We start from the raw sequence: 18,832 nt of genomic DNA on the forward strand, positions 1-18,832 counted from the left end.
GTTCATCAGCCGGCCGACCGCGGTGTCCTTCTCGTGCCGCACGGAGTCGTCCCAGAGGCTGCGGGCGAAGCTGCGGCCAACGCGGCGGACGCGGCCAAGGCCGTGGCGTCCGGCGACGCGCGGGCGCAGTCCGTGTGGCAGCGCGCCGTGGACGCCCTCGCCGACGGCCTGGTCACCGGCCTCACCCTGCTCGACCCGCGGACGGTGATCATCGGCGGCGGGCTCGCCGAGGCGGGCGACACGCTCTTCACGCCTCTGCGGGAAGCGGTCCGCCGGCGCGTTACGTTCCAGCGGCTCCCCTCGATCGTTCCGGCGGCTCTGGGGGACGCCGCCGGGTGCCTGGGCGCAGGACTGCTCGCCCGGGATCTTCTCTCCACGGAGGTATCCGCCTGATGGCACAGCAACAGTCGGCGCAGCGGCCCTCGGACCTCCCGCGCACCGTCCTGGCCGGCGCCCGGATCGCCCGGCCGTCCGGGGTGGTCGAGCGCGGCCGGCTCACCGTCGAGGGCGGTCTCATCGGCGACGTCCTCAGCCGGGACCTCGACCTGGCCGAGGGGGCCGCCGGCCATGTCGTGGACCTCGCCGGCCACCTCGTCGTGCCCGGCTTCGTCGACATGCATGTCCATGGCGGCGGCGGTGGCTCGTTCTCGTCGGCCGATCCCGAGGAGTGCCTGCGGGTGGTCGACACCCACCGCCAGCACGGCACCACCTCGATGGTCGCCTCCACCGTCACCGGCGAACTGGCCGACCTGGCCCGGCAGGCCGCGGTGCTCGCCGAGCTGGTGCAGCAGGGCGAGCTGGCCGGCATCCACTTCGAGGGCCCGTTCATCTCCCCGCACCGCTGCGGCGCCCACCAGCCCGAGCTGCTGCGCGACCCGGACCCGGCCGACGTCCGCAAGCTCCTCGACGCCGCGCACGGCACCACGTCGATGATGACCGTCGCCCCCGAACTGCCCGGCGGCCTGGAGTCCGTACGGCTGCTCGCCGACGCGGGTGTGATCGCCGCACTCGGCCACACCGACTCCTCCTACGACGCCACCCGCGAGGCCGTCGACGCGGGCGCCACCGTCGCCACCCACCTCTTCAACGCGATGCCGCCGCTGGGCCACCGCACGCCCGGCCCGGTCGCCGCCCTGCTGGAGGACGAGCGGGTCACCGTCGAGCTGATCAACGACGGCACCCATCTGCACCCCGCGGTCCTGCAGATGGCGGTCCGCGAGGCCGGCGCCGAACGGGTCGCGTTCATCACCGACGCGATGGGCGCGGCCGGGATGAGCGACGGGAGGTATCCGCTCGGCCCGATGCAGGTCGAGGTCAGGGACGGCGTCGCGCGCATCAGCGAAGGCCCCACGGCCGGTTCGATCGCCGGCTCCACCCTCACCCTGGACCGTGCCTTCAAACGCGCCGTCACCGTCGACGGCCTGACGGTCGACCAGGCCGTACAGGCACTTTCGGCCAATCCTGCCCGCCTCCTGGGCCTCGCCGGCCGGACCGGCACCCTCCAGACCGGCAAGGACGCCGACCTGGTGGTGCTGGACGCGGCCTACGACGTGGTGGGCGTGATGCGCCGGGGCGAGTGGCTGGTGCGCCCGCCGGGCGCCTGAGGCTCCGCCCGCGCACCGGACGGGTGCGCGGCCGCCCCTCCCACCGGCCGTGGACGCCCAGGGCGGCCGGACCGGGTCTGGGCCAATCCCCACCTGCGATGGCATGATCGCTCGCGCACTTGTCCGCATGCCACCGCCGCACGCGGTTGCCCGACGCCCGGCCGCCCGGCCATGACTGCCCGGAGGGGCGACCATGATCCTCACGGTCACGCTGAACGCCGCCCTGGACATCACCTACCGCGTCCCCCGGCTCCAGCCCCACACCACGCACCGGGTCACCGAGGTGTCCGAACGCCCCGGCGGCAAGGGCCTGAACGTCGCCCGGGTGCTGGCCGCGCTCGGCCACCGCACGGTCGCCACCGGCTTCGTGGGCGGCGGCCCCGGTGACGCGCTGCGTGCCCTGCTCGCGGAGACCGGCGTCACCGACGCGCTGGTCCCGGTCGGCGGCGCCACCCGCCGCACCGTCGCCGTCGTCGACGCGGCCACCGGCGACACCACCCAGCTCAACGAGGCGGGCCCGACGGTCTCCCCCGCCGAGTGGGACACCTTCCTCGGCACCTACCGCGAACTGCTCGCCGACGCACGGGCGGTGGCCCTCTGCGGCAGCCTCCCGCCGGGCGTCCCGGTCGACGTCTACGCCCGCCTCACCCGCGCCGCGCGCGGCGCGGGCGTCCCGGTCCTCCTCGACACCAGCGGCGAACCGCTGCGCCGGGGTCTGGCCGCCCGCCCCGACCTCGCCAAGCCCAACGCCGATGAACTCGCCGCGCTCACCGGCAGCACCGAGCCGCTGCGCGCCGCCCGCGACGCCCGCCGCCGCGGCGCCCACGCGGTGGCCGCCTCGCTGGGCCCGGACGGCATGCTCGCGGTGACCGCCGACGGCACCTGGCAGGCCACCCCGCCACGGCGCATCCCCGGCAACCCGACCGGCGCCGGCGACTCGGCGGTGGCCGGCCTGCTCTCGGGCCTGGTGGAAGACCTGCCGTGGCCGGACCGCCTGACCCGGGCCGTGGCCCTGTCCGCAGCGACCGTACGGGCCCCGGCGGCAGGCGAGTTCGATGCGGCGACGTATGACGAGCTGCTGCGAACGGTCAGGGTGACAGCGCCGTCGCCGGAGATACGCAGTTCGAAGTGACCTCCCGTCAATGGCGCCGGCTGATCTGCGCCTTGCAGCCGCGACGACGGCCGGCGCAGTCGCCGCGGACCGAGACCGACCGGCCTCCAAGCCCACAGACCCGAACGCGTCGGGTTCGTCGGCCCTCACTCAAAGAGCCGCCAGAGAAGCAGAGCGCTCCTCTGGCGGCTACGGCGCGGGTCAGGACGGGGGCGCCGTCGGTTGCTCAGCTCCTGGCCAGCCAGACCCTTTCGAGGTTCACCTCGCACTGGTTCCCGCTCTCGCAGGACAGCTTGACGGTGTTGGTGCCCTTGTTGAGCTGCACGTACTGCCAGCTCCTGGTCCAGCCCTTGTCCCAGGCGCCCTCCGGGGCGTGGGCGAAGTTCTTCAGCCTGATCGACCGGCTGTCCGCCGTGCCGTTCACATTCAGCGTGAGGTTGGCGTCCTTGCCGGGCACGCCGTAGCCGACCCAGAGCTTGTACTTGCCGGGGGCGTCGACGTCGACCGACCACGTGGCCGCCGCTCCCTGGGCATTCATGCCGGCCACATAGGTCCCGCCGGGCGAGCGCGCGCCGGGCACGTCCTTCGCCGTCGTCGCGCCGCCCTCCAGCCGCAGGCTGACCGCGTTCTCCTTCGGCAGCCGGCCGGGCTTGCCCTTGGACGGCTTGCCGGTGGGCTTGACCGTGTCGCCGGCCGACGGGCCCTGCTTGCCGGTCTCGTCGCTCTTGGAGTCCTTGCCGTTGGTGAACATCGCGACGCCGATGCCTATGCAGACCACCGCGACCACGGCGACGGCGCCGATCAGCAGGCCGTTGCGGCCGCGGCGCGGCTCCTGGCCACCGTTGCCCGCGGCGGGGGCGGAGCGCGTGCGGTCACCGCCGGGCAGCGTCTCGGGGGCGGCGTAGTGGGCGTTCTGCTGCCCGTACGTCACCTGCTGCGGGGCCTGCTGGCCGTACTGGCGCTGACCGACCGCGCGCACCTGGTTGTAGGACGTCCGCGGAACACCCGGCTGCCGCGCCGCACCGTCGCCGGCCGAGCCCTGGGCGCCGCCCTCGCCGCCTTCGGAGCGGTAGAGGTAGGCGAACGGGTCGTCGTTCTCCGGCGTGTCCGCGCCGTTGTTGCCGGCCGTCATTCCGTGTCACTCCCAAGCGATCTGTGCGCGTCTGTACGCGTCTCTACGCGTCCGCAGGCTTCATTGCGCGAACTGTCTTTCGGGCCCCCGGCGGCGCCGCGCCGCATCGGCGCAGCCTACCCCGTCGCGGCCTGCGCACACCGTGCCCGGAGGGCCACAAGATCGCTACGGATCGGTGAACTGCTGGTGTGCGGCCCGGAGCGCCGCCGGTGTGAGATACGCGGCATCGCGCCCGGCGGCCGCGGCGGACCGCCCGCCGCTCAGCCCGCGGCCCGCCGGTTCGCCTTCGAGCGGGAGCGCTTCTCGACGTACATCCGCTGATCGGCCGACTCCAGCACTTCCTCGGCCGACATCCCGCAGCTCGCCCAGCCGATACCGAAGCTGGCGCCCACCCGGACCGCGCGGCCCTCCACCCGGATCGGCGGGATGATCGCGTTCCGCAGCCGGACGGCGAGGTCCTCGGCGTCGGCGGTGCCCAGGCCGTCGGCGAGCACCACGAACTCGTCGCCGCCGAGCCGGGCGACCGTGTCGCCGTCCCGGACCCCGCTGGTCAGCCGCCGGGCGACCTCGATCAGCACCGCGTCGCCGGTGTTGTGCCCGAAGCGGTCGTTGATCGACTTGAAGCCGTCGAGGTCGCAGAAGAGGACCGCGAGCCCCTTGGAGCCGTCGTCGGCCGGCCCGTCCGCGGGAGCGACGAGATGCACATGGTGGTCGAACGGTGGCGGCGGCCCGCCCTCGAAGCCGTCGAGCCCGTCGAAGGGCTCCTTCCCGTCCGGCCGGAAGCCGTGCGGATCGTGGGGGTCGACGCTGAGGGTGCCCGAGGAGGCGTAGGCGTCCGCCATCGAGCCGGGCGGGCGGGAGCACAGCCGGGCGCCGAGCCGGGCCCGCAGCTCGGCGCTGTTGGGCAGCCCGGTCAGCGAGTCGTGGCTGGCGCGGTGGGCGAGCTGCAGCTCGTGCCGCTTGCGTTCCTCGATGTCCTCGACGTGGGTGAGCAGGAAGCGGGGGCCGTCGGCGGTGTCGGCGACGACGGAGTTGCGCAGCGAGACCCACACGTAGGTGCCGTCCCGGCGGGCCAGCCGCAGCTCGGCGCGGCCGCCCTCGGCGGAGGTGCGCAGCAGCGTGCCGATGTCCTCGGGGTGGACGAGGTCGGAGAAGGAGTAGCGGCGCATCCCGGAGGCCGGGCGGCCCAGCAGCCGGCACAGCGCGTCGTTGGTACGGAGCAGCCGTCCGTGCTGGTCACCGCCCATTTCGGCGACGGCCATCCCGCTCGGCGCGTACTCGAACGCCTGCCGGAAGCTCTCCTCGCTGGCCCGCAGCGCCTGCTGCTCGCGCTCCAGCCGGACCAGGGCGCGCTGCATGTTGGCCCGCAACCGGGCGTTGCTGATCGCGATGGCGGACTGGAAGGCGTACATCTGCAGGGCTTCCTGGCCCCAGGGGCCGGGCCGCCGGCCGTTGCGCGGCCGGTCGACGGAGATCACCCCGAGGAGTTCGCCGCCGCCGTTCGCCGCGGTGTACATCGGCGCGAAGAGGCGGTCCATGGGGTGCCACTCGTCGGGGAACCGGGGCGTGGGTCCGGCCGTGTGCCACTGCGGTACGTCGTCGTCATCGAGCACCCAGCCCTCGGTGTGCGAGATGAAGTGCAGATCGCCCCAGCGCTCGCCCATGGACAGCCGGCGCTCCCAGGAGGCGCGGGAGCCGACCCGTCCGGCCATGAGTGCCTCGGCGCCCGCGCTGCCCGCCACCGCGGCGACGACGAGATCGCCGTCGGGACGGACGAGGTTGACCGCGGCCAGCTCGTAGCCGAGCCCGGTGATCACGCCGTCGGCGACGGTCTGCAAGGTGTCCGCAAGGCTACGTGCGGTGTTCAGCTCGGCGACCACTTGGTGCAGCTGCCGCAGGGTTGCAAGACGGACGTATGGCTCCGACTCGGTCTCCATCGTTCGCTCTCCCTGAGACCTCGACAGCAAACTCCACGATTTCTTGTCGTCCGATTCCCCGCTCACTGAATCACAGTGAGCTGCTCACTCGGTACACAGGGTCAACAATTAGCGCCTGCTGTGACTCAAGTCACAAGCAATGAACGACGGTTGGCGATCTTCCATAAAACCGCCACGGGAGCGCGCCTTCACTCTTTCTACACTTACTGAACGCAAATTCCGAGCGATTCCGGCCTCAGCCGTCAGACCTAGGACACAAGTGGTCCGGAGGGCCGATGCGAGTCGCGGCCGGCCAAAGTTAGCGTTTATGGCGTGTTCACGAAGACCTCTGCCGATACGGCGGCCTCCGGGCCCGTCGCGCACGCCGCACCCGCCGTCGCCCCCACCTCCGTGCCGGGCGGCGCGCCGATCCCGCATCCTGTTGGGGTGAGTGACGACGAGTTCCGTGCCGCCCTGTCCCGCCTGGCCGCCGGCGTGGTGCTGATCACCGCCCACGACCCGGACGACGGGCCGCGCGGCGAGGACGTCGGCATGACCGCCACGGCGTTCCTGTCGGTGTCCCTCGACCCGCCGCTGGTGATGGTGAGCGTTCGCAACGACTCACGGATGGACGACCTGCTGGAGCGGCAGCCCCTCTGGGCCGTGTCGGTGCTCTCGGGACACCAGCGGCAGACCGCCGGACGATTCGCCATGAAGGGCCGTATCAGCGACCGACTGCTCTTCGAGGACCTTCCGCACATACGGGGCGAAGCGTCCGGCGCGCCGCTCATCGGGGGCGCCCTGGCGACCCTGGAGTGCCGGACCGAGCAGCGAGTCCTGGCCGGCGATCACACCCTGGTCATCGCACGTGTCCTGGCCACCTCGGTCCCGAACGACGACGACGGACCGCTGACGTACTTCCGGGGGAAGTACCGGCAGTTGGGGTGAGGCCGGGGATCGGGGCGCGGCCGTCTTGGGCGCTGCGGCCTGCGGCTCGCCCTTGGGCCGGTCGGCCGCGCCGTCAGCCCCAGTCGCGGCCCGAGCGGCCGCGCTTGGTGTCGCCGCGCTGCTTCTTCTCGCGCAGCCGCCGCTCATTGATGCCCCGTGGAATCCGCGACTTGCGGCGCGGCTTGGGCGGCGGCGCGGTGGCCTCGGCGAGCAGCGAGGCCATCCGCACGGCGGCGGTCTCGCGGTTGCGCCACTGCGAGCGGTGCTCGGAGGCCCGTACCGCCAGCACGCCGTCGGTCAGCCGGCCCGCCAGCCGCTCCAGGGCGCGCTCCTTCCACACCGGCGGCAGCGTCTGCGTCCTGCCGAGGTCGAAGCGCAGCTCGACCTGACTGTCGCTGGTGTTGACGTGCTGGCCGCCCGGACCTGAGGAACGCGAGAAACGCCAGACGAGCTCGGCCTCTGGAAGGACGACCGAACCTCGGATGACATAGGGCCCGGACATGAGTCCTATGATCCCGCGCCGCGCACGCTCTCGTCACCCGCTTTTCGGGGTGCGCGCCACGCATTCACATCAGAATTCGGCAAAGAGAGTAAAGACTCCTGGAACCTGGCGGTCCCCCCATGACGTTGTGGTGGGTGACGGTAGCTTCGTGCGCAGTGCGGAGCCCGACGCTTCGACGAGTCGACAAGGAAAGGGACTTCCCATGGCTGTAAGCCTGTCCAAGGGCGGCAACGTCTCCCTCACCAAGGAGGCACCGGGCCTGACCGCCGTCACGGTGGGCCTCGGCTGGGACGTCCGCACCACCACCGGCACGGACTTCGACCTCGACGCGAGCGCCATCGCGGTCAACCCGAGCGGCAAGGTCTTCTCCGACCAGCACTTCGTCTTCTTCAACAACAAGGCGACGCCGGACCAGTCCATCGTGCACACCGGCGACAACGTCACCGGCCAGGGCGAGGGCGACGACGAGCAGATCAACGTCAACCTCGCGGCGCTGCCGGCCGACATCGAGAAGATCGTCTTCCCGGTCTCCATCTACGACGCCGAGAACCGCAGCCAGAACTTCGGCCAGGTGCGGAACGCCTTCATCCGCATCATCAACCAGGCCGGCGGCACCGAGATCGCCCGCTACGACCTCAGCGAGGACGCCGCCACCGAGACCGCCATGGTCTTCGGCGAGCTCTACCGCAACGGCGCCGAGTGGAAGTTCCGCGCGGTCGGCCAGGGCTACGCGTCGGGCCTCGTCGGCATCGCGCAGGACTTCGGCGTCAACGTCTGAGTCAGCATCTGAGTCAGCTCCGCGCTGCGCCCTGACCTGGTCGGGGCGCAGCGAGCACATCGGAGGGCCGGTTCCCTGTGGGAGCCGGCCTTCGGCGTGTTCGGGGGCCCACCAGGCGGCGGGGTGGGCCCGTGGTGGTGGGGCGTGCCTCGCGGGGCCTCAGGCGACCGCGTCCGTGACCGTTTCTGCTGCGGGTGGCGTGGTCAGTGCCGCCACCTCGTCCAGCGAGAGGCCCAGCGCCCCGGCCAGCGCGGCGATCGTGAAGAACGCCGGTGTCGGCGCCCGGCCGGTCTCGATCTTCCGCAGCGTCTCGGCGGACACCCCCGCCGCCGCCGCGACCTCGACCATGCTCTGTTCGCCGCGCGCCGAGCGCAACAGCGCGCCGAGCCGCTCACCGCGTTCACGTTCCCGAGGGGTCAGTGGAGTTCGCACCATGCCCGTGATACTAATACCGGTAAAGAAATACCGGTAAAGAAATACCGGTCGTCGAGGGAGTGGCGCCTGCCGCCGCCGGGGTGCGGCGCGGGCGGCTGTGAGCGGGAGGACGGGCCATGGTGGAGATCAAGACGGACGCGGAACTGGACGCGATGCGGGTGGCCGGACGGGTCGTCGCCGAGGCGCTGGAAGCGGCGCGTACGGCGGCCGCCCCGGGGATGCGGCTGCTGGAGCTGGACGAGGTGGCCCGTACGGTCCTGCGCGAGGCCGGTGCCGACTCACCGTTCCTCGGCTACCGTCCGACGTTCGCGCCCACCCCGTTCCCCGCCGTCCTCTGCGTCTCCGTCAACGACGCGATCGTGCACGGCATCCCGGACGGGACCCGGCTGCGCGACGGCGACCTGGTGAGCATCGACTGCGGCGCCCTGGTGGACGGCTGGGCCGGAGACGCGGCCCTCAGCTTCACGGTCGGCGCCGCCCGCCCCGAGGACCAGCGGCTCATGGACACGACCCGGCAGGCGCTGGCGGCCGGCATCGAGGCGGCCGTGGTCGGCGCGCGGATCGGCGACATCTCCCATGCGATCGGCAGCATCGGGCGCGCCGCGGGCTACGGCATCCCCGACGACTTCGGCGGCCACGGCATCGGCCGCCAGATGCACGAGGACCCGTCGGTCCCCAACGACGGCCGCCCGCACCGCGGCATGCGCCTCCGCCACGGCCTGGTCCTCGCCATCGAGCCGATGTTCCTGGCCGGCGGCAGGAACGACTACTACGCCGCCGACGACGGCTGGACCCTGCGCACCACGGACACCTCCCGCGCCGCCCACTTCGAACACACGGTGGCGGTGACGAACGCGGGGCCGCGGGTGCTTACGGGGGCGTAGGGGCGGGTGCCGACCGGGGCGGGCTTCTGGCCTCGGGGCGGGTCGGCCAGCGCGTCAGCACCAGGGGCAGCCGGGTTGGGCTGCGCTTCGTCGGGGGCGTACGGCGGGAGGGGTGGGGGCCATGGTGGCCGGGTTGTGGGCGACGGGCGGGAGGGCCGGTCCGTGGTGCGAGCAGGGGCACACGGCGGAGGCTGAGGCAGGGCGCTACGGCGGGCGCAGGAACGCGGCGTAGGGGCGGTTGCCGGCTGGCGGGGCGGCCGCCCGGTCTGCGTGAACGGCTCGGTGAGGGCACCATGGAAGCGGCGCCGGGCGAGCGGGACCGTGTCGTCCGCCGCCGTCCTCCTGGAGCGCAGCCCATGAGCCCATCCCCCGCCGAACCCGCGCACCCCGTCATAGAGGTGCTGCTCTGCGACGATCGCGCCATCGAACGTGCCGGGCTGCTCGCGCTGCTCAGCGGTGCCCCCGGTTTCGAGGTGATCGGCGAGGCCACGAACGGTGAGGAGGCCGTGAACCTGGCCGCCACACTCCGCCCCGCCGTCGTCCTGATGGATCTCCGTATCGGCTCCGGCGTGGACGGTGTCGACGGCGTCGAGGCCACCCGGCGCATCACCCGCACCGAGGCCCCCGGCTCGCCCCCGGTCCTCGTACTGACCGCCTATGACACCGACGCCGACATCGCCTGCGCCCTTGAGGCCGGTGCCGCCGGACATCTGCTCAAGGCCGAGCCGCCGGAGCAGTTGTTCGCCGCGATCCGGGCCGCGGCAGGGGGCCACAGCATGCCGGCCGCGCCGGTCGCCCATCGTGTCCTGGCCCAGATGCGCAGCCCGCGCCCCACCCTCACCGACCAGGAGCTGGACATCCTCGGCCGGCTCGCCCGCGGACTGAGCATCCGGGAGATCGCCCGAGCCCTGTCCACCAGCGAGACCGCGGTGAAGACGCATCTGAGCCGGCTCTACGACAAGCTCGGCGTGGCCTCCCGGACCGCCGCGGTCTCCGTCGCCAGGGAACATCGGCTGCTGCGCTGACCAGTCGGCACCGGGCAGCGCCGGACCGGACCGGACCGCGCCGGACGGCACCCGATGGCAACGGATGGCGGCTGCACCCCGCGTGACACCATCAAGGGGTGATCGACCTCGGCTACTCCCTCTCCCGCCGCTTCCCGGACCCTCCCCAGACGGACTACCGGACCGCGGACGTGCGCACGCTGCGCCATGACCTCTTCTGCGGCGATGTCTACCTCGCCGACACGAAGACGGACCGCGAGCTGTCCACGGCCTGGGGATGGGTGCCGGTCCTCGACTTCGCCTGGGCTCTCTGCGACATCGTCGAGCAGCTCGACACCGACCCCCGGGGCAACCGCTCCGCCCGCCCGGTCCACGCCGAGCTGGACTTCACCGAGTCCGCCGACCGGATCTTCTTCGAGCGCCGCTTCGGCTGGGTGGACGTCGACGCCGACTGGATGCCCGCCGACGAGGCCCCGCTGACCTTCAACCACTCCGCGCTGCGCCGCGAGGCCCGCGACTTCCTGCACGACCTGATCGCCGACCTCACCGACATGCACGACGGCCTCGGCGACAACCCCGCCATCTGGGACCTCCAGGCCCGTTTCCCCCGCGTCTGATCCCCGGACGGACGCCCGGCACCTGACGCCTGACGCCCGACACCTGCGCTCCAGCCGTACGCCAGGCCGGGCTCTGCACGCCCCGTCCCCGTACGCCGGGCCAGCCGCCGTACGCCCGTACGGCCCTTACGCGTCGCACCCGCCACGCAGCGTCGGCTGCCCGGCGCCCTACGTCCGCTCCCCTGGCCGAAGCCGCCCCGCCGTGCCTCACTCCACCCGTACGCCTATCTGCGCCGCGAACACCGGGGCCAGATCGAGTAGTTGGGCGGGGCTGATCACCGCGCCCGACAGCCGGTCGATCCCCCGTGCGATGTCCAGCGCGGCCGCGCCCCGCAGGTCGACGTCCTTCATCCGCGCCTCGGAGAAGTCCACCCGCGTCAGGGTGCAGTCGTCGAACGTCACCCGCTCCAGCACCGCCCCCGCGAAGTCCGCCTCGACCAGTACGCACCCCTCGAAGGCGACATCCCGCAGCTTCGCCTGCCGGAGATTCGGGAAATCGATCTTCCCGCCACGCACCACGACCCGCTCCAGCACCGCCCCGTGCAGCTGTGTCCCGCCGAGGCGGGCGTCCGCCACCTCCACATCGCGCAGCGACGCCTGGGACAGATCCGTGCCGACCCCACGGATGCCGCTCAGCACGCTGTCGATGAACCGCGCCCGGCCGAGCACGGTCTCGTCCCACGCGCACCGCCGTACCGCGCAGTCCATGAAGCGTGCGCCGCGCGCCGACTGCCCGGCCCAGTCGGCGTCCGCGAACTCCAGCCCGTCGTAGTCCCCTTCGGCCTCCAGCTCGCCGCCCTCGTACGCCGTCAGCTCCGGAAGCCGCACCTCCGGCCGCCGCACCGCCCGCACCGTCTCCTTGCCGCGCCCTGCCACGCGATCACCGCCTTCCCGCTGCCCGTGGCCCATCACGCCTGCACACCCCATCGTGAACCACACCACTGACAATGCGGCCTGACCTGCGGAAACCCCTTCCTGCCCGGTCGGGTGGCAGCTCCCACCGGACTCGCCACCGCCCTCCCGGCCCGGCACGCCACCGCCCCCGGCCAGGCCCGGCACGGCTCCCCACGCACGCCCTGCAGATCCCCGCGCGTGCCCTGAGAGGTCCCCCGAGCACCCCGGCACCGGTCGCCGCCGAAGAGCCCCCGCGGCCGCATCAAGCAACAGCAATCAGCGACGTCAACCCCTTTGACCTCAACCAACCTTGAGGTAACAGAGTGCGGGCATAGCTCACCAACCGCACCGGGCCCCACGCCCCACGCGCCCCACCCCACGCCCCAAGGAGACACCGCCATGCACGCAATACGCCTGCACGCCTTCGGCCCCGCGGAGAACCTCCGCCACGAGACAGTGAACGACCCACTCCCGGGGCCCGGTGAGGTCCGTATCGCGGTGGCGGCGGCCGGGGTCCACCTCCTGGACACCGCCCTGCGCGAGGGCATACCGGGCGGGCCGATACCGCTCACCGAGCTGCCGACCGTTCCCGGGCGGGAAGTCGCGGGCACCGTCGAGGCGCTGGGCGAGGGCACCGACCCCGACTGGCTCGGCCGGCGCGTCGTCACCCACCTCGGCACGGTCCCCGGCGGCTACGCCGAACTCGCCGTCGTCGCCGCCGACCGGCTGCACACGATCCCCGAGGGCCTGGACGCGGGCCAGGCCGTCGCCATGATCGGCACCGGGCGCACCACCATGGGCATCCTGCTCTTCGCGGACCTCACCGCCGACGACATCGCGCTCGTCCCGGCAGCGGCCGGCGGCATCGGCTCCCTGCTCGTCCAGCACGCCAAGAACACCGGCGCCACCGTCATCGGCCTGGCCGGCGGTGGCGCCAAGGTGGCGCGGGTCCGCGAACTGGGCGCCGACCTCGCCGTCGACTACCTCCGCGACGACTGGCCCGCCACGGTCCGGGCCTTCCTCGACGGCCGGGGAGCGGCCGGGGCCACGCTCGTCTTCGACTCGGTCGGCGGGGCCCCCGGTCGCGCGGCCGTGGACCTGCTCGCCAAAGGGGGCCGCCATCTGGTCTTCGGCTGGTCCTCCGACGGCCTGCTCACCGGCGGTCCGCTGGACTTCGCCGAGGGCGAGCTGACGGCCCGCGGGATCACGTCGGAGCAGGTCCTCGGCCCGCCGATGCTGGCCAGGGCCGGCGGCGACAACCCGCTCCGCACCCTGGAGACCGCGGCCCTGGCCGAGGCCGCGGCGGGCAGGCTGGTACCGGCGGTCCAGCGCTTCCCCCTGGCGGAGGCCGCGGCCGCCCACCGGGCACTGGAGTCCCGCGCCACGATGGGCAAGGTCGTGCTGGTGCCGTAGGGCGTAACTCGTCCGGGGCGGGGCCGGGTTGGGCCGCCCACCAACCCCGCCGCCCCGCCCCTCCCCCTACCGCACCACCGCCATCTCCCGCCCCGTCTGGTTCAGCCGTCGGCCGCCGGACTCCGTACACGTCACGATGTCCTCGATCCGCACCCCGAAGCGGCCCGGCAGGTAGATGCCCGGCTCGATCGAGAAGCACATCCCGGGCACCAGGGGCAGATGCTCGCCCTCGACCAGATAGGGCGGCTCATGGGTGGTCACCCCGATGCCGTGCCCGGTCCGGTGGATGAAGTACTCGCCGTAGCCGGCAGCCTTGATCACCTGCCTGGCCACCCGGTCGACGTCCTGGCACGCGATGCCGGGCCGCACCGCCTCGAAGGCCGCCTGCTGCGCCTCCCGCACGATGTCGTGCACCTTGCGCTCCTCGGCGCCCGGCTCCCCGACGTGGACGGTCCGCGTCGTGTCCGACCCGTAGCCGTCTTTGAGGCCGCCGAAGTCGAGCACCACCATGTCCCCGTCCTCGATGACCCGCTCACCGGCCTCGTGGTGCGGGTTGGCGCCGTTGGGGCCGGACCCCACGATCGTGAAGTCCACCTGACTGTGCCCGTGCCCGGTCAGCAGCCGTACCAGGTCCGCCGCCACCTCGGACTCCCGCCGCCCGCCGAAACGGACGGACAGGATGTCCTCGTACGTGGCGTCGGCGGCGGCCCCGGCCGCGGCCAGCAGCTCCACCTCGTGGGCGTCCTTGACGGCGCGCAGCATCGGCAGCACCTCGGTCAGCGCGGCGTACGCGCTGCCCGGCACCGACCGCTGGAGCCCCAGCAGATGCATCGCCCAGGTCGAGTCGGACATCCCGTAACGCCCCTGCGGGTCCATCCACTTGGCGACCTCGGCGTACGGGTCCGAACCATCGGTCCACCCCGACACCTCCATCGCCCAGGCCCCCGGGGAGTACTCCGCGTCCGGGTACTCCAGTACGGGCACCAGCAGCCGCGGGCGCCGCTCCGGCTCGATCACCAGGGCGGTCAGCCGCTCGGTGACGGCGGTCGGCCGGTAACCGCACAGCCACGTCAGATCCGGCCCCGGCGTCACGACCAGCCCGGCCAGCCCGGCATCGGCGGCGGCCCGGCCGGCCCGCGTCATCCGCCGCTCGTAGTCCACCTGCGTCATCGAAGTCACCATGGCGGCGAACTTACGCCGATCCGGCCCCACCGGCCCGCCGAATTCCCTTCCCCGCGGGCCTCTTCACTCCTCCAGTTCACCTCTCCCGTTCACGTCTCCCGTTCCGCCTCCCGTTCACCCTGCCGCCACCGGTTCGGTCGTCCCGATGTGGCCCCGGTAGGTGCGCAGGGCGCGGGCGCTGTTCCAGCCGAGGGCGCCCACGACACGGCCGTGGAGCCGGTAGAGCGCGACGAACCTGCGTGCCTCCGGGTCGCCGTCGACGCATTCGACCCGGGCGTCGGCGGGGCACCGGCCATGGAACTGGATCTTGGCGTCGTACTGGTCGGTCCAGCCGAACGGGACGGGTGCGTACGGCACGCCGCCCTCTGGGCCGGCGAGGAGGTTCCGGGCGGCGGCGCGGGCCTGTTCGGTGGCGTTCAGGCGCTGTTCGAGCCGGACGCGGCCGCCGGTGGCCGGGTCCGGCCAGTTGGCCACGTCCCCCGCCGCGTACACCCCGGGCGCCGCCCGGCAGTGACTGTCGCAGCGCACCCCGTCCTCCAGGGACAGCCCGGAGCCGGCCAGCCAGTCGACGGCCGGCACCGAGCCGATGGCGACCACGACGACATCGGCGGGGAGCCGGGTGCCGTCGTCGAGTTCGACGGCGGTGACCCGGCCGCTCGCACCGGTCACTCCGGTGACGCCGCGCCCCGGGTGCAGCCGTACCCCGTGGTCCCGGTGGAGGTCCGCCACCAGGCCGCCCACCCAGGTGCCGACCTGCCGGGCCAGCGGGGTGGGCTCGGTGTCGACGAGGGCGACGTCCAGGCCGAGACCCCGCGCGGTGGCGGCGATCTCGCTGCCGAGGAAGCCGGCGCCGATCACCACGACCCGGGGGCCGGCGCACAGCTGCGCCCGCAGCGTCAGGGCGTCGTCGAGCGTGCGCAGCACATGCACACCGGCCAGGTCGTGGCCGAAGGGCAGCCGGCGGGGCCGCAGCCCGGTGGCGACGATCAGGCCGTCGTAGTGCAGCCGGTCCCCGTCGGCCAGGGTGACGGTGCGTGCCGCCGGGTCCAGCCCGGTGGCCCGGCAGCCCAGCCGGAGGTCCAGGTCCAGCCCCCGGATGTCGGCCTCCCGGCGCAGCACGGCCCGCTCCGGTTCCCAGTCGCCGGCCAGTACCTGCTTGGACAGCGGCGGCCGGTCATAGGGGGTCCAGAGTTCCTCGCCGACCAGTGTCAGCGATCCGGTGAAGCCCTCGCGGCGGAGGGCGTCGGCCGCGGTGAGTCCCGCGGCCGACGCGCCCACCAGGACGATGCGGTCCATGGCGGGCACTACGGCAGCACCTCGATGGCCAGTGCGGGGCAGCGGGCGGCGGCCTCCTCGACCGGGGCGCGCAGCGCGTCCGCCGGCGCGGCGTCGAGCAGCACGACGATGCCGTCCTCGTCACGCTGGTCGAAGACCTCGGCGGCGGACAGGACGCACTGCCCCGCGCCGACGCACTTGTCCTCGTCAATGATGACCTTCATCGGGATTCCTCTTCGTGCGGTGGTTCTCGGTGGGCTTCTTGGCGGGTTTCTCGGTGGGGTCCCGGTGGGGGGCGGCGGACGGGCCGGCTACCAGGTGACGGGGAGTTCGTGGACGCCGTAGATGAGCATCTCCTCGCGCATCGGCACCTGGTCCGCCGGTACGGCCAGCCGCAGGTCCGGGAAACGGTCGAACAGGGCGGTCAGCGCGGCCTTCATCTCCACCCGGGCCAGCTGCTGTCCGATGCACTGGTGGACGCCGTGCCCGAACGCGAGGTGCGGCTGGTAGGGGCGGCGCACGTCCAGCGCCTCGGGGTCGCCGGCGAAGTGCGTGTCGTCCCGGTTGCCCGAGGACAGGGAGGCGAGCACCGTGGAGCCGGCCTCGATGCGGTGGCCGCCCATCTCCACGTCCTCCAAGGCGACCCGGCGCAGCCCGTACTGAACGATCGTCAGGTAGCGCAGCAGCTCCTCCACGGCGCCGTCCATGAGGGCGGGTTCGGCGCGCAGGGCCGCCAGCTGCCCGGGGTTGCCCAGCAGGCTCATGGTGCCCAGCGCGATCATGTTCGCGGTGGTCTCGTGCCCGGCGAGCAGCAGCAACGAGCCGACCCCGGCCAGCTCCTCGTCGGTGAGCGCCTCGGACTGCACCAGGCCGCTGATGATGTCGTCGGCGGGTTCGGCGCGCTTGGCGACGGCCAGTTGGTGGATGTACTGGTTCATCGCCAGGTGGGCCTGCTGGATCTCCGCGTGGCTGGCATCGAGCCGGAGCATCGTGGCGGAGTTCTCCTGGAATTCCTCCCGGTCCGCGTACGGCACCCCCAGGAGCTCACAGATCACCAGCGACGGGATGGGCAGCGCGAAGGCCTGGACGAGGTCGACAGGGCCCCCGGCAGCCGCCATCGCGTCCAGCTGCTCGGCGACGATCTGCTCCACCGCCGGAGCCAGCTTCTGCATCCGGCGCACCGTGAACTGGCCGGTGAGCAGCCGCCGGAAGCGGGTGTGCTCCTTGCCGTCCATCATGATGAACATGCCCGGCGGGGGCGGCGGCAGCGGGGCGTCGGCGGGCGTGGGGTCACCGGGGCGCACGCGCCGGCGGTTGGCGCCGAAGCGCGGGTCGGCGAGCACCGCCCGCACATCCTCGTACCGGCTGATCAGCCAGCCCTTCGCACCGTCCGGGAAGGTCACCGGCGCGATCGGGTCCTCCTCCCGCAGCGTCCGGTATCCCTCCGGCGGGCTGAAGGGGCAGGTCCGGCCCATGGGCTGGGTCCTGGTGGTGGGCTGCGTACTGGTCATCGAACGGTCCTTTCCAAGGTGGGGGTCAGGTCGGGGCCCGGGCCAACGGGGGCGTCGCAGCGGTGGGTACCGACGGAGCGCCGGTAGACGCGCCACCCCAGGAGCGCGCCGAGCGCGAAGACGAGCGGCCCGAAGACGTCGACCGTGCCGAGGGCGACGGCCTGGCCGGTCAGGAACAACGGGAGCTGGACCGACAGCGTCAGGAGGTTGCCGGTGTACATGACGAGGCTGCCCTTGGTGAAGGCCCGGCGGCGCACGGCGCAGCGGCGCCACGTGGTCCGCTCCCCCGTGACCAGCCCCACCAGCACGCCCAGCGGCGGCCAGCCGAGCACCAGCAGCACCGGCGTCACCACGGCCATCACCGAGTGCAGCACGAGGTGCGGCAGGAAGAAGTTGGTGGCGTCCCCGGTGCGCCCGGCCAACAGGCCCTGCACACACACCACCCCGAGGAAGACGAGCGCCTGCCGCACGGGTTCCCTGCGCACCAGCCGGAGCAGGAAGACCCCGGCGCCGGTGGTGAGAGCGAGCGTCAGCGCGACGCCGAGCCGGTGGGTGAGGGCGAAGGTCAGGGTGAAGCCGAAGACGGGCGTCACGTCGATCACAGTGCTGCGCAGCCGGTTCCGGACGGCGGTACGGACGGCGTCCGCACCACCGGGTGCGTGGTCTGCGGCAGGGGCCACGGGGTCTCCAGACGTCTCGGCGGACGGTGGTCGGTCCGGTGTCGTGACTCCAGAAAAGCGGGCCCCGTTGACCGGCCCCGGTCGGCAACCTGACCATTGCCTGACAGCCGGAGCCCGTGGCGCCCGTGCCGCTCCCGCCGCCGGGGAACCGGCGGACGGGCCGGCACGTTGTCGTCGCAGACTCCAATGACGCGAAATGACGCGATGGGTGCCGCCATGCTTTCCGCCTCGCCGACGAGTGGCGCGCCGCTGCCCCGAGGAAGCGGGCAGCGGCTGCTCGTCGTGGACGACGACCCGCGGATGGCCGAGCTGCTGGAGACCACGCTCGGCCTCGCCGGGTACGAGGTCGCGACCGCCGGCTGCGGCAACGAGGCCCTGCGCGCCTACGCGGAACTGCCCCCGGATCTGCTGGTGCTGGACGTCCTGCTGCCCGACCTGGACGGGTTCGCCGTCTGCCGGCGGCTGGTGGAGGGCGGGGCCCGGCTGCCGGTGCTGTTCCTGACCGCGCGGGACTCCGTCGACGACCGGGTGACGGGCTTCGCGGCGGGCGCGGACGACTACCTCACCAAGCCGTTCAGCCTGCCCGAACTCCTCGCCAGGGTCCATGCCCTGCTGCGGCGGGCCGGCCGGTCGGCGGAGCCCGGGCCCCTGTTGTGCTTCGCCGATCTGACCGTGGACGAGCGCAGCAGGCGGGTCCGGCGCGCGGACCGGCAGATCGCGCTGTCACCGACCGAGTACAAGCTGCTGCGCTACTTGCTGATCAACGCCGACCAGGTGATGTCCAAGGAACAGATCATGGACCATGTGTGGCAGCACCACTTCGGCGACGGCGTCGTCGAGAAGCTGGTCTCCCGGCTCCGGGCGAAGGTGGACGCCCATGGGCCCGCCCTGATCCACACGATGCGCGGCTTCGGCTACAGCCTGCGGCTGCCCGAAGGCGGGTGAG

At 72.9% G+C, this 18,832-nt stretch carries 20 protein-coding genes; 10 read left to right on the top strand and 10 right to left on the bottom strand.

Features of this window, described 5'->3' with window-relative positions; all coding sequences use genetic code 11:
* The 3 genes from ACWC9R_RS29665 to pfkB all read left to right on the top strand — a co-directional run.
* On the top strand, nt 1-393 hold a 393-nt coding region (locus ACWC9R_RS29665; protein WP_450736095.1), incomplete at its 5' end, for an ROK family protein.
* Nucleotides 393-1,604: an N-acetylglucosamine-6-phosphate deacetylase gene (nagA, locus tag ACWC9R_RS29670; protein ID WP_450736097.1), complete on the top strand. Its 1,212-nt coding sequence runs from the start codon at nt 393-395 to the stop codon at nt 1,602-1,604. The genes ACWC9R_RS29665 and nagA, both read left to right, overlap by 1 nt.
* Before the next feature lie 193 nt (nt 1,605-1,797).
* Nucleotides 1,798-2,736, top strand: a complete 939-nt coding sequence (gene pfkB / locus ACWC9R_RS29675) for a 1-phosphofructokinase (protein ID WP_450736099.1) — start codon at nt 1,798-1,800, stop codon at nt 2,734-2,736.
* Nucleotides 2,737-2,941: 205 nt separating this feature from the next.
* Here the strand turns inward: pfkB and ACWC9R_RS29680 are convergent, their stop codons facing one another.
* Nucleotides 2,942-3,847, bottom strand: a complete 906-nt coding sequence (locus ACWC9R_RS29680) for a CBM35 domain-containing protein (protein ID WP_450736101.1) — start codon at nt 3,845-3,847, stop codon at nt 2,942-2,944.
* 260 nt (nt 3,848-4,107) lie between these two features.
* Nucleotides 4,108-5,784, bottom strand: coding sequence for a diguanylate cyclase CdgB (gene cdgB, locus ACWC9R_RS29685; RefSeq protein WP_450736103.1), 1,677 nt, complete (start codon nt 5,782-5,784; stop codon nt 4,108-4,110).
* A gap of 312 nt (nt 5,785-6,096) precedes the next feature.
* Here cdgB and ACWC9R_RS29690 point away from each other — a divergent pair, with 312 nt between their 5' ends.
* Nucleotides 6,097-6,711, top strand: coding sequence for a flavin reductase family protein (locus ACWC9R_RS29690; RefSeq protein WP_450736104.1), 615 nt, complete (start codon nt 6,097-6,099; stop codon nt 6,709-6,711).
* Nucleotides 6,712-6,784: 73 nt separating this feature from the next.
* Here the strand turns inward: ACWC9R_RS29690 and arfB are convergent, their stop codons facing one another.
* On the bottom strand, nt 6,785-7,213 hold the full coding sequence (arfB, locus tag ACWC9R_RS29695; RefSeq protein ID WP_362608965.1) for an alternative ribosome rescue aminoacyl-tRNA hydrolase ArfB: 429 nt from the start codon (nt 7,211-7,213) through the stop codon (nt 6,785-6,787).
* 202 nt (nt 7,214-7,415) lie between these two features.
* On the opposite strand from arfB, the gene ACWC9R_RS29700 reads away from it, so the two are divergent.
* Nucleotides 7,416-7,991 (top strand): TerD family protein, encoded by a 576-nt coding sequence (locus ACWC9R_RS29700; protein WP_085926971.1) that lies wholly within the window; start codon nt 7,416-7,418, stop codon nt 7,989-7,991.
* A gap of 159 nt (nt 7,992-8,150) precedes the next feature.
* Here ACWC9R_RS29700 and ACWC9R_RS29705 read toward each other — a convergent pair whose 3' ends face one another.
* Nucleotides 8,151-8,426 (bottom strand): helix-turn-helix domain-containing protein, encoded by a 276-nt coding sequence (locus tag ACWC9R_RS29705; RefSeq protein WP_450736107.1) that lies wholly within the window; start codon nt 8,424-8,426, stop codon nt 8,151-8,153.
* A gap of 116 nt (nt 8,427-8,542) precedes the next feature.
* Between ACWC9R_RS29705 and map the strand changes: the two genes are divergently transcribed.
* From map to ACWC9R_RS29720, 3 genes are all read left to right on the top strand, one after another.
* Nucleotides 8,543-9,310, top strand: a complete 768-nt coding sequence (gene map / locus ACWC9R_RS29710; RefSeq protein WP_450736108.1) for a type I methionyl aminopeptidase — start codon at nt 8,543-8,545, stop codon at nt 9,308-9,310.
* Between the two features lie 356 nt (nt 9,311-9,666).
* On the top strand, nt 9,667-10,335 hold the full coding sequence (locus ACWC9R_RS29715) for a response regulator (protein WP_450736110.1): 669 nt from the start codon (nt 9,667-9,669) through the stop codon (nt 10,333-10,335).
* Between the two features lie 98 nt (nt 10,336-10,433).
* Nucleotides 10,434-10,931, top strand: a complete 498-nt coding sequence (locus ACWC9R_RS29720) for a hypothetical protein (RefSeq protein WP_450736112.1) — start codon at nt 10,434-10,436, stop codon at nt 10,929-10,931.
* Nucleotides 10,932-11,138: 207 nt separating this feature from the next.
* On the opposite strand, the gene ACWC9R_RS29725 is transcribed toward ACWC9R_RS29720, so the two are convergent.
* On the bottom strand, nt 11,139-11,783 hold the full coding sequence (locus ACWC9R_RS29725) for a pentapeptide repeat-containing protein (RefSeq protein ID WP_450736152.1): 645 nt from the start codon (nt 11,781-11,783) through the stop codon (nt 11,139-11,141).
* Between the two features lie 441 nt (nt 11,784-12,224).
* On the opposite strand from ACWC9R_RS29725, the gene ACWC9R_RS29730 reads away from it, so the two are divergent.
* Nucleotides 12,225-13,238: a zinc-binding dehydrogenase gene (locus ACWC9R_RS29730; protein ID WP_450736113.1), complete on the top strand. Its 1,014-nt coding sequence runs from the start codon at nt 12,225-12,227 to the stop codon at nt 13,236-13,238.
* Nucleotides 13,239-13,304: 66 nt separating this feature from the next.
* Here ACWC9R_RS29730 and ACWC9R_RS29735 read toward each other — a convergent pair whose 3' ends face one another.
* The 5 genes from ACWC9R_RS29735 to ACWC9R_RS29755 form a co-directional block, all read right to left on the bottom strand.
* Nucleotides 13,305-14,408, bottom strand: a complete 1,104-nt coding sequence (locus ACWC9R_RS29735; RefSeq protein ID WP_450736153.1) for an aminopeptidase P family protein — start codon at nt 14,406-14,408, stop codon at nt 13,305-13,307.
* Between the two features lie 126 nt (nt 14,409-14,534).
* On the bottom strand, nt 14,535-15,716 hold the full coding sequence (locus tag ACWC9R_RS29740; RefSeq protein ID WP_450736115.1) for an NAD(P)/FAD-dependent oxidoreductase: 1,182 nt from the start codon (nt 15,714-15,716) through the stop codon (nt 14,535-14,537).
* 8 nt (nt 15,717-15,724) lie between these two features.
* Nucleotides 15,725-15,919: a ferredoxin gene (locus ACWC9R_RS29745; RefSeq protein WP_362608977.1), complete on the bottom strand. Its 195-nt coding sequence runs from the start codon at nt 15,917-15,919 to the stop codon at nt 15,725-15,727.
* A gap of 87 nt (nt 15,920-16,006) precedes the next feature.
* On the bottom strand, nt 16,007-17,206 hold the full coding sequence (locus ACWC9R_RS29750) for a cytochrome P450 (protein ID WP_450736117.1): 1,200 nt from the start codon (nt 17,204-17,206) through the stop codon (nt 16,007-16,009).
* On the bottom strand, nt 17,203-17,886 hold the full coding sequence (locus ACWC9R_RS29755) for a DUF3159 domain-containing protein (protein WP_450736119.1): 684 nt from the start codon (nt 17,884-17,886) through the stop codon (nt 17,203-17,205). Before ACWC9R_RS29755 ends, ACWC9R_RS29750 begins: the two co-directional genes overlap by 4 nt.
* 186 nt (nt 17,887-18,072) lie before the next feature.
* On the opposite strand from ACWC9R_RS29755, the gene ACWC9R_RS29760 reads away from it, so the two are divergent.
* Entirely contained in the window at nt 18,073-18,831 is a 759-nt protein-coding gene (locus tag ACWC9R_RS29760; protein WP_450736120.1) for a response regulator transcription factor, read from the top strand.
* The last annotated feature ends 1 nt before the right edge of the window (nt 18,832 follow it).

The sequence above is a fragment of the Streptomyces sp. NPDC001219 genome, assembly GCF_053597915.1.

Coding starts and splice junctions, on each gene's coding strand:
- nagA (WP_450736097.1), top strand. CDS start 393: ATGGCACAGCAACAGTCGGCGCAGCGGCCCTCGGACCTCCCGCGCACC.
- pfkB (WP_450736099.1), top strand. CDS start 1,798: ATGATCCTCACGGTCACGCTGAACGCCGCCCTGGACATCACCTACCGC.
- ACWC9R_RS29680 (WP_450736101.1), bottom strand. CDS start 3,847: ATGACGGCCGGCAACAACGGCGCGGACACGCCGGAGAACGACGACCCG.
- cdgB (WP_450736103.1), bottom strand. CDS start 5,784: ATGGAGACCGAGTCGGAGCCATACGTCCGTCTTGCAACCCTGCGGCAG.
- arfB (WP_362608965.1), bottom strand. CDS start 7,213: ATGTCCGGGCCCTATGTCATCCGAGGTTCGGTCGTCCTTCCAGAGGCC.
- ACWC9R_RS29700 (WP_085926971.1), top strand. CDS start 7,416: ATGGCTGTAAGCCTGTCCAAGGGCGGCAACGTCTCCCTCACCAAGGAG.
- ACWC9R_RS29705 (WP_450736107.1), bottom strand. CDS start 8,426: ATGGTGCGAACTCCACTGACCCCTCGGGAACGTGAACGCGGTGAGCGG.
- map (WP_450736108.1), top strand. CDS start 8,543: ATGGTGGAGATCAAGACGGACGCGGAACTGGACGCGATGCGGGTGGCC.
- ACWC9R_RS29715 (WP_450736110.1), top strand. CDS start 9,667: ATGAGCCCATCCCCCGCCGAACCCGCGCACCCCGTCATAGAGGTGCTG.
- ACWC9R_RS29730 (WP_450736113.1), top strand. CDS start 12,225: ATGCACGCAATACGCCTGCACGCCTTCGGCCCCGCGGAGAACCTCCGC.
- ACWC9R_RS29735 (WP_450736153.1), bottom strand. CDS start 14,408: ATGACGCAGGTGGACTACGAGCGGCGGATGACGCGGGCCGGCCGGGCC.
- ACWC9R_RS29740 (WP_450736115.1), bottom strand. CDS start 15,716: ATGGACCGCATCGTCCTGGTGGGCGCGTCGGCCGCGGGACTCACCGCG.
- ACWC9R_RS29745 (WP_362608977.1), bottom strand. CDS start 15,919: ATGAAGGTCATCATTGACGAGGACAAGTGCGTCGGCGCGGGGCAGTGC.
- ACWC9R_RS29750 (WP_450736117.1), bottom strand. CDS start 17,206: ATGACCAGTACGCAGCCCACCACCAGGACCCAGCCCATGGGCCGGACC.
- ACWC9R_RS29760 (WP_450736120.1), top strand. CDS start 18,073: ATGACGCGAAATGACGCGATGGGTGCCGCCATGCTTTCCGCCTCGCCG.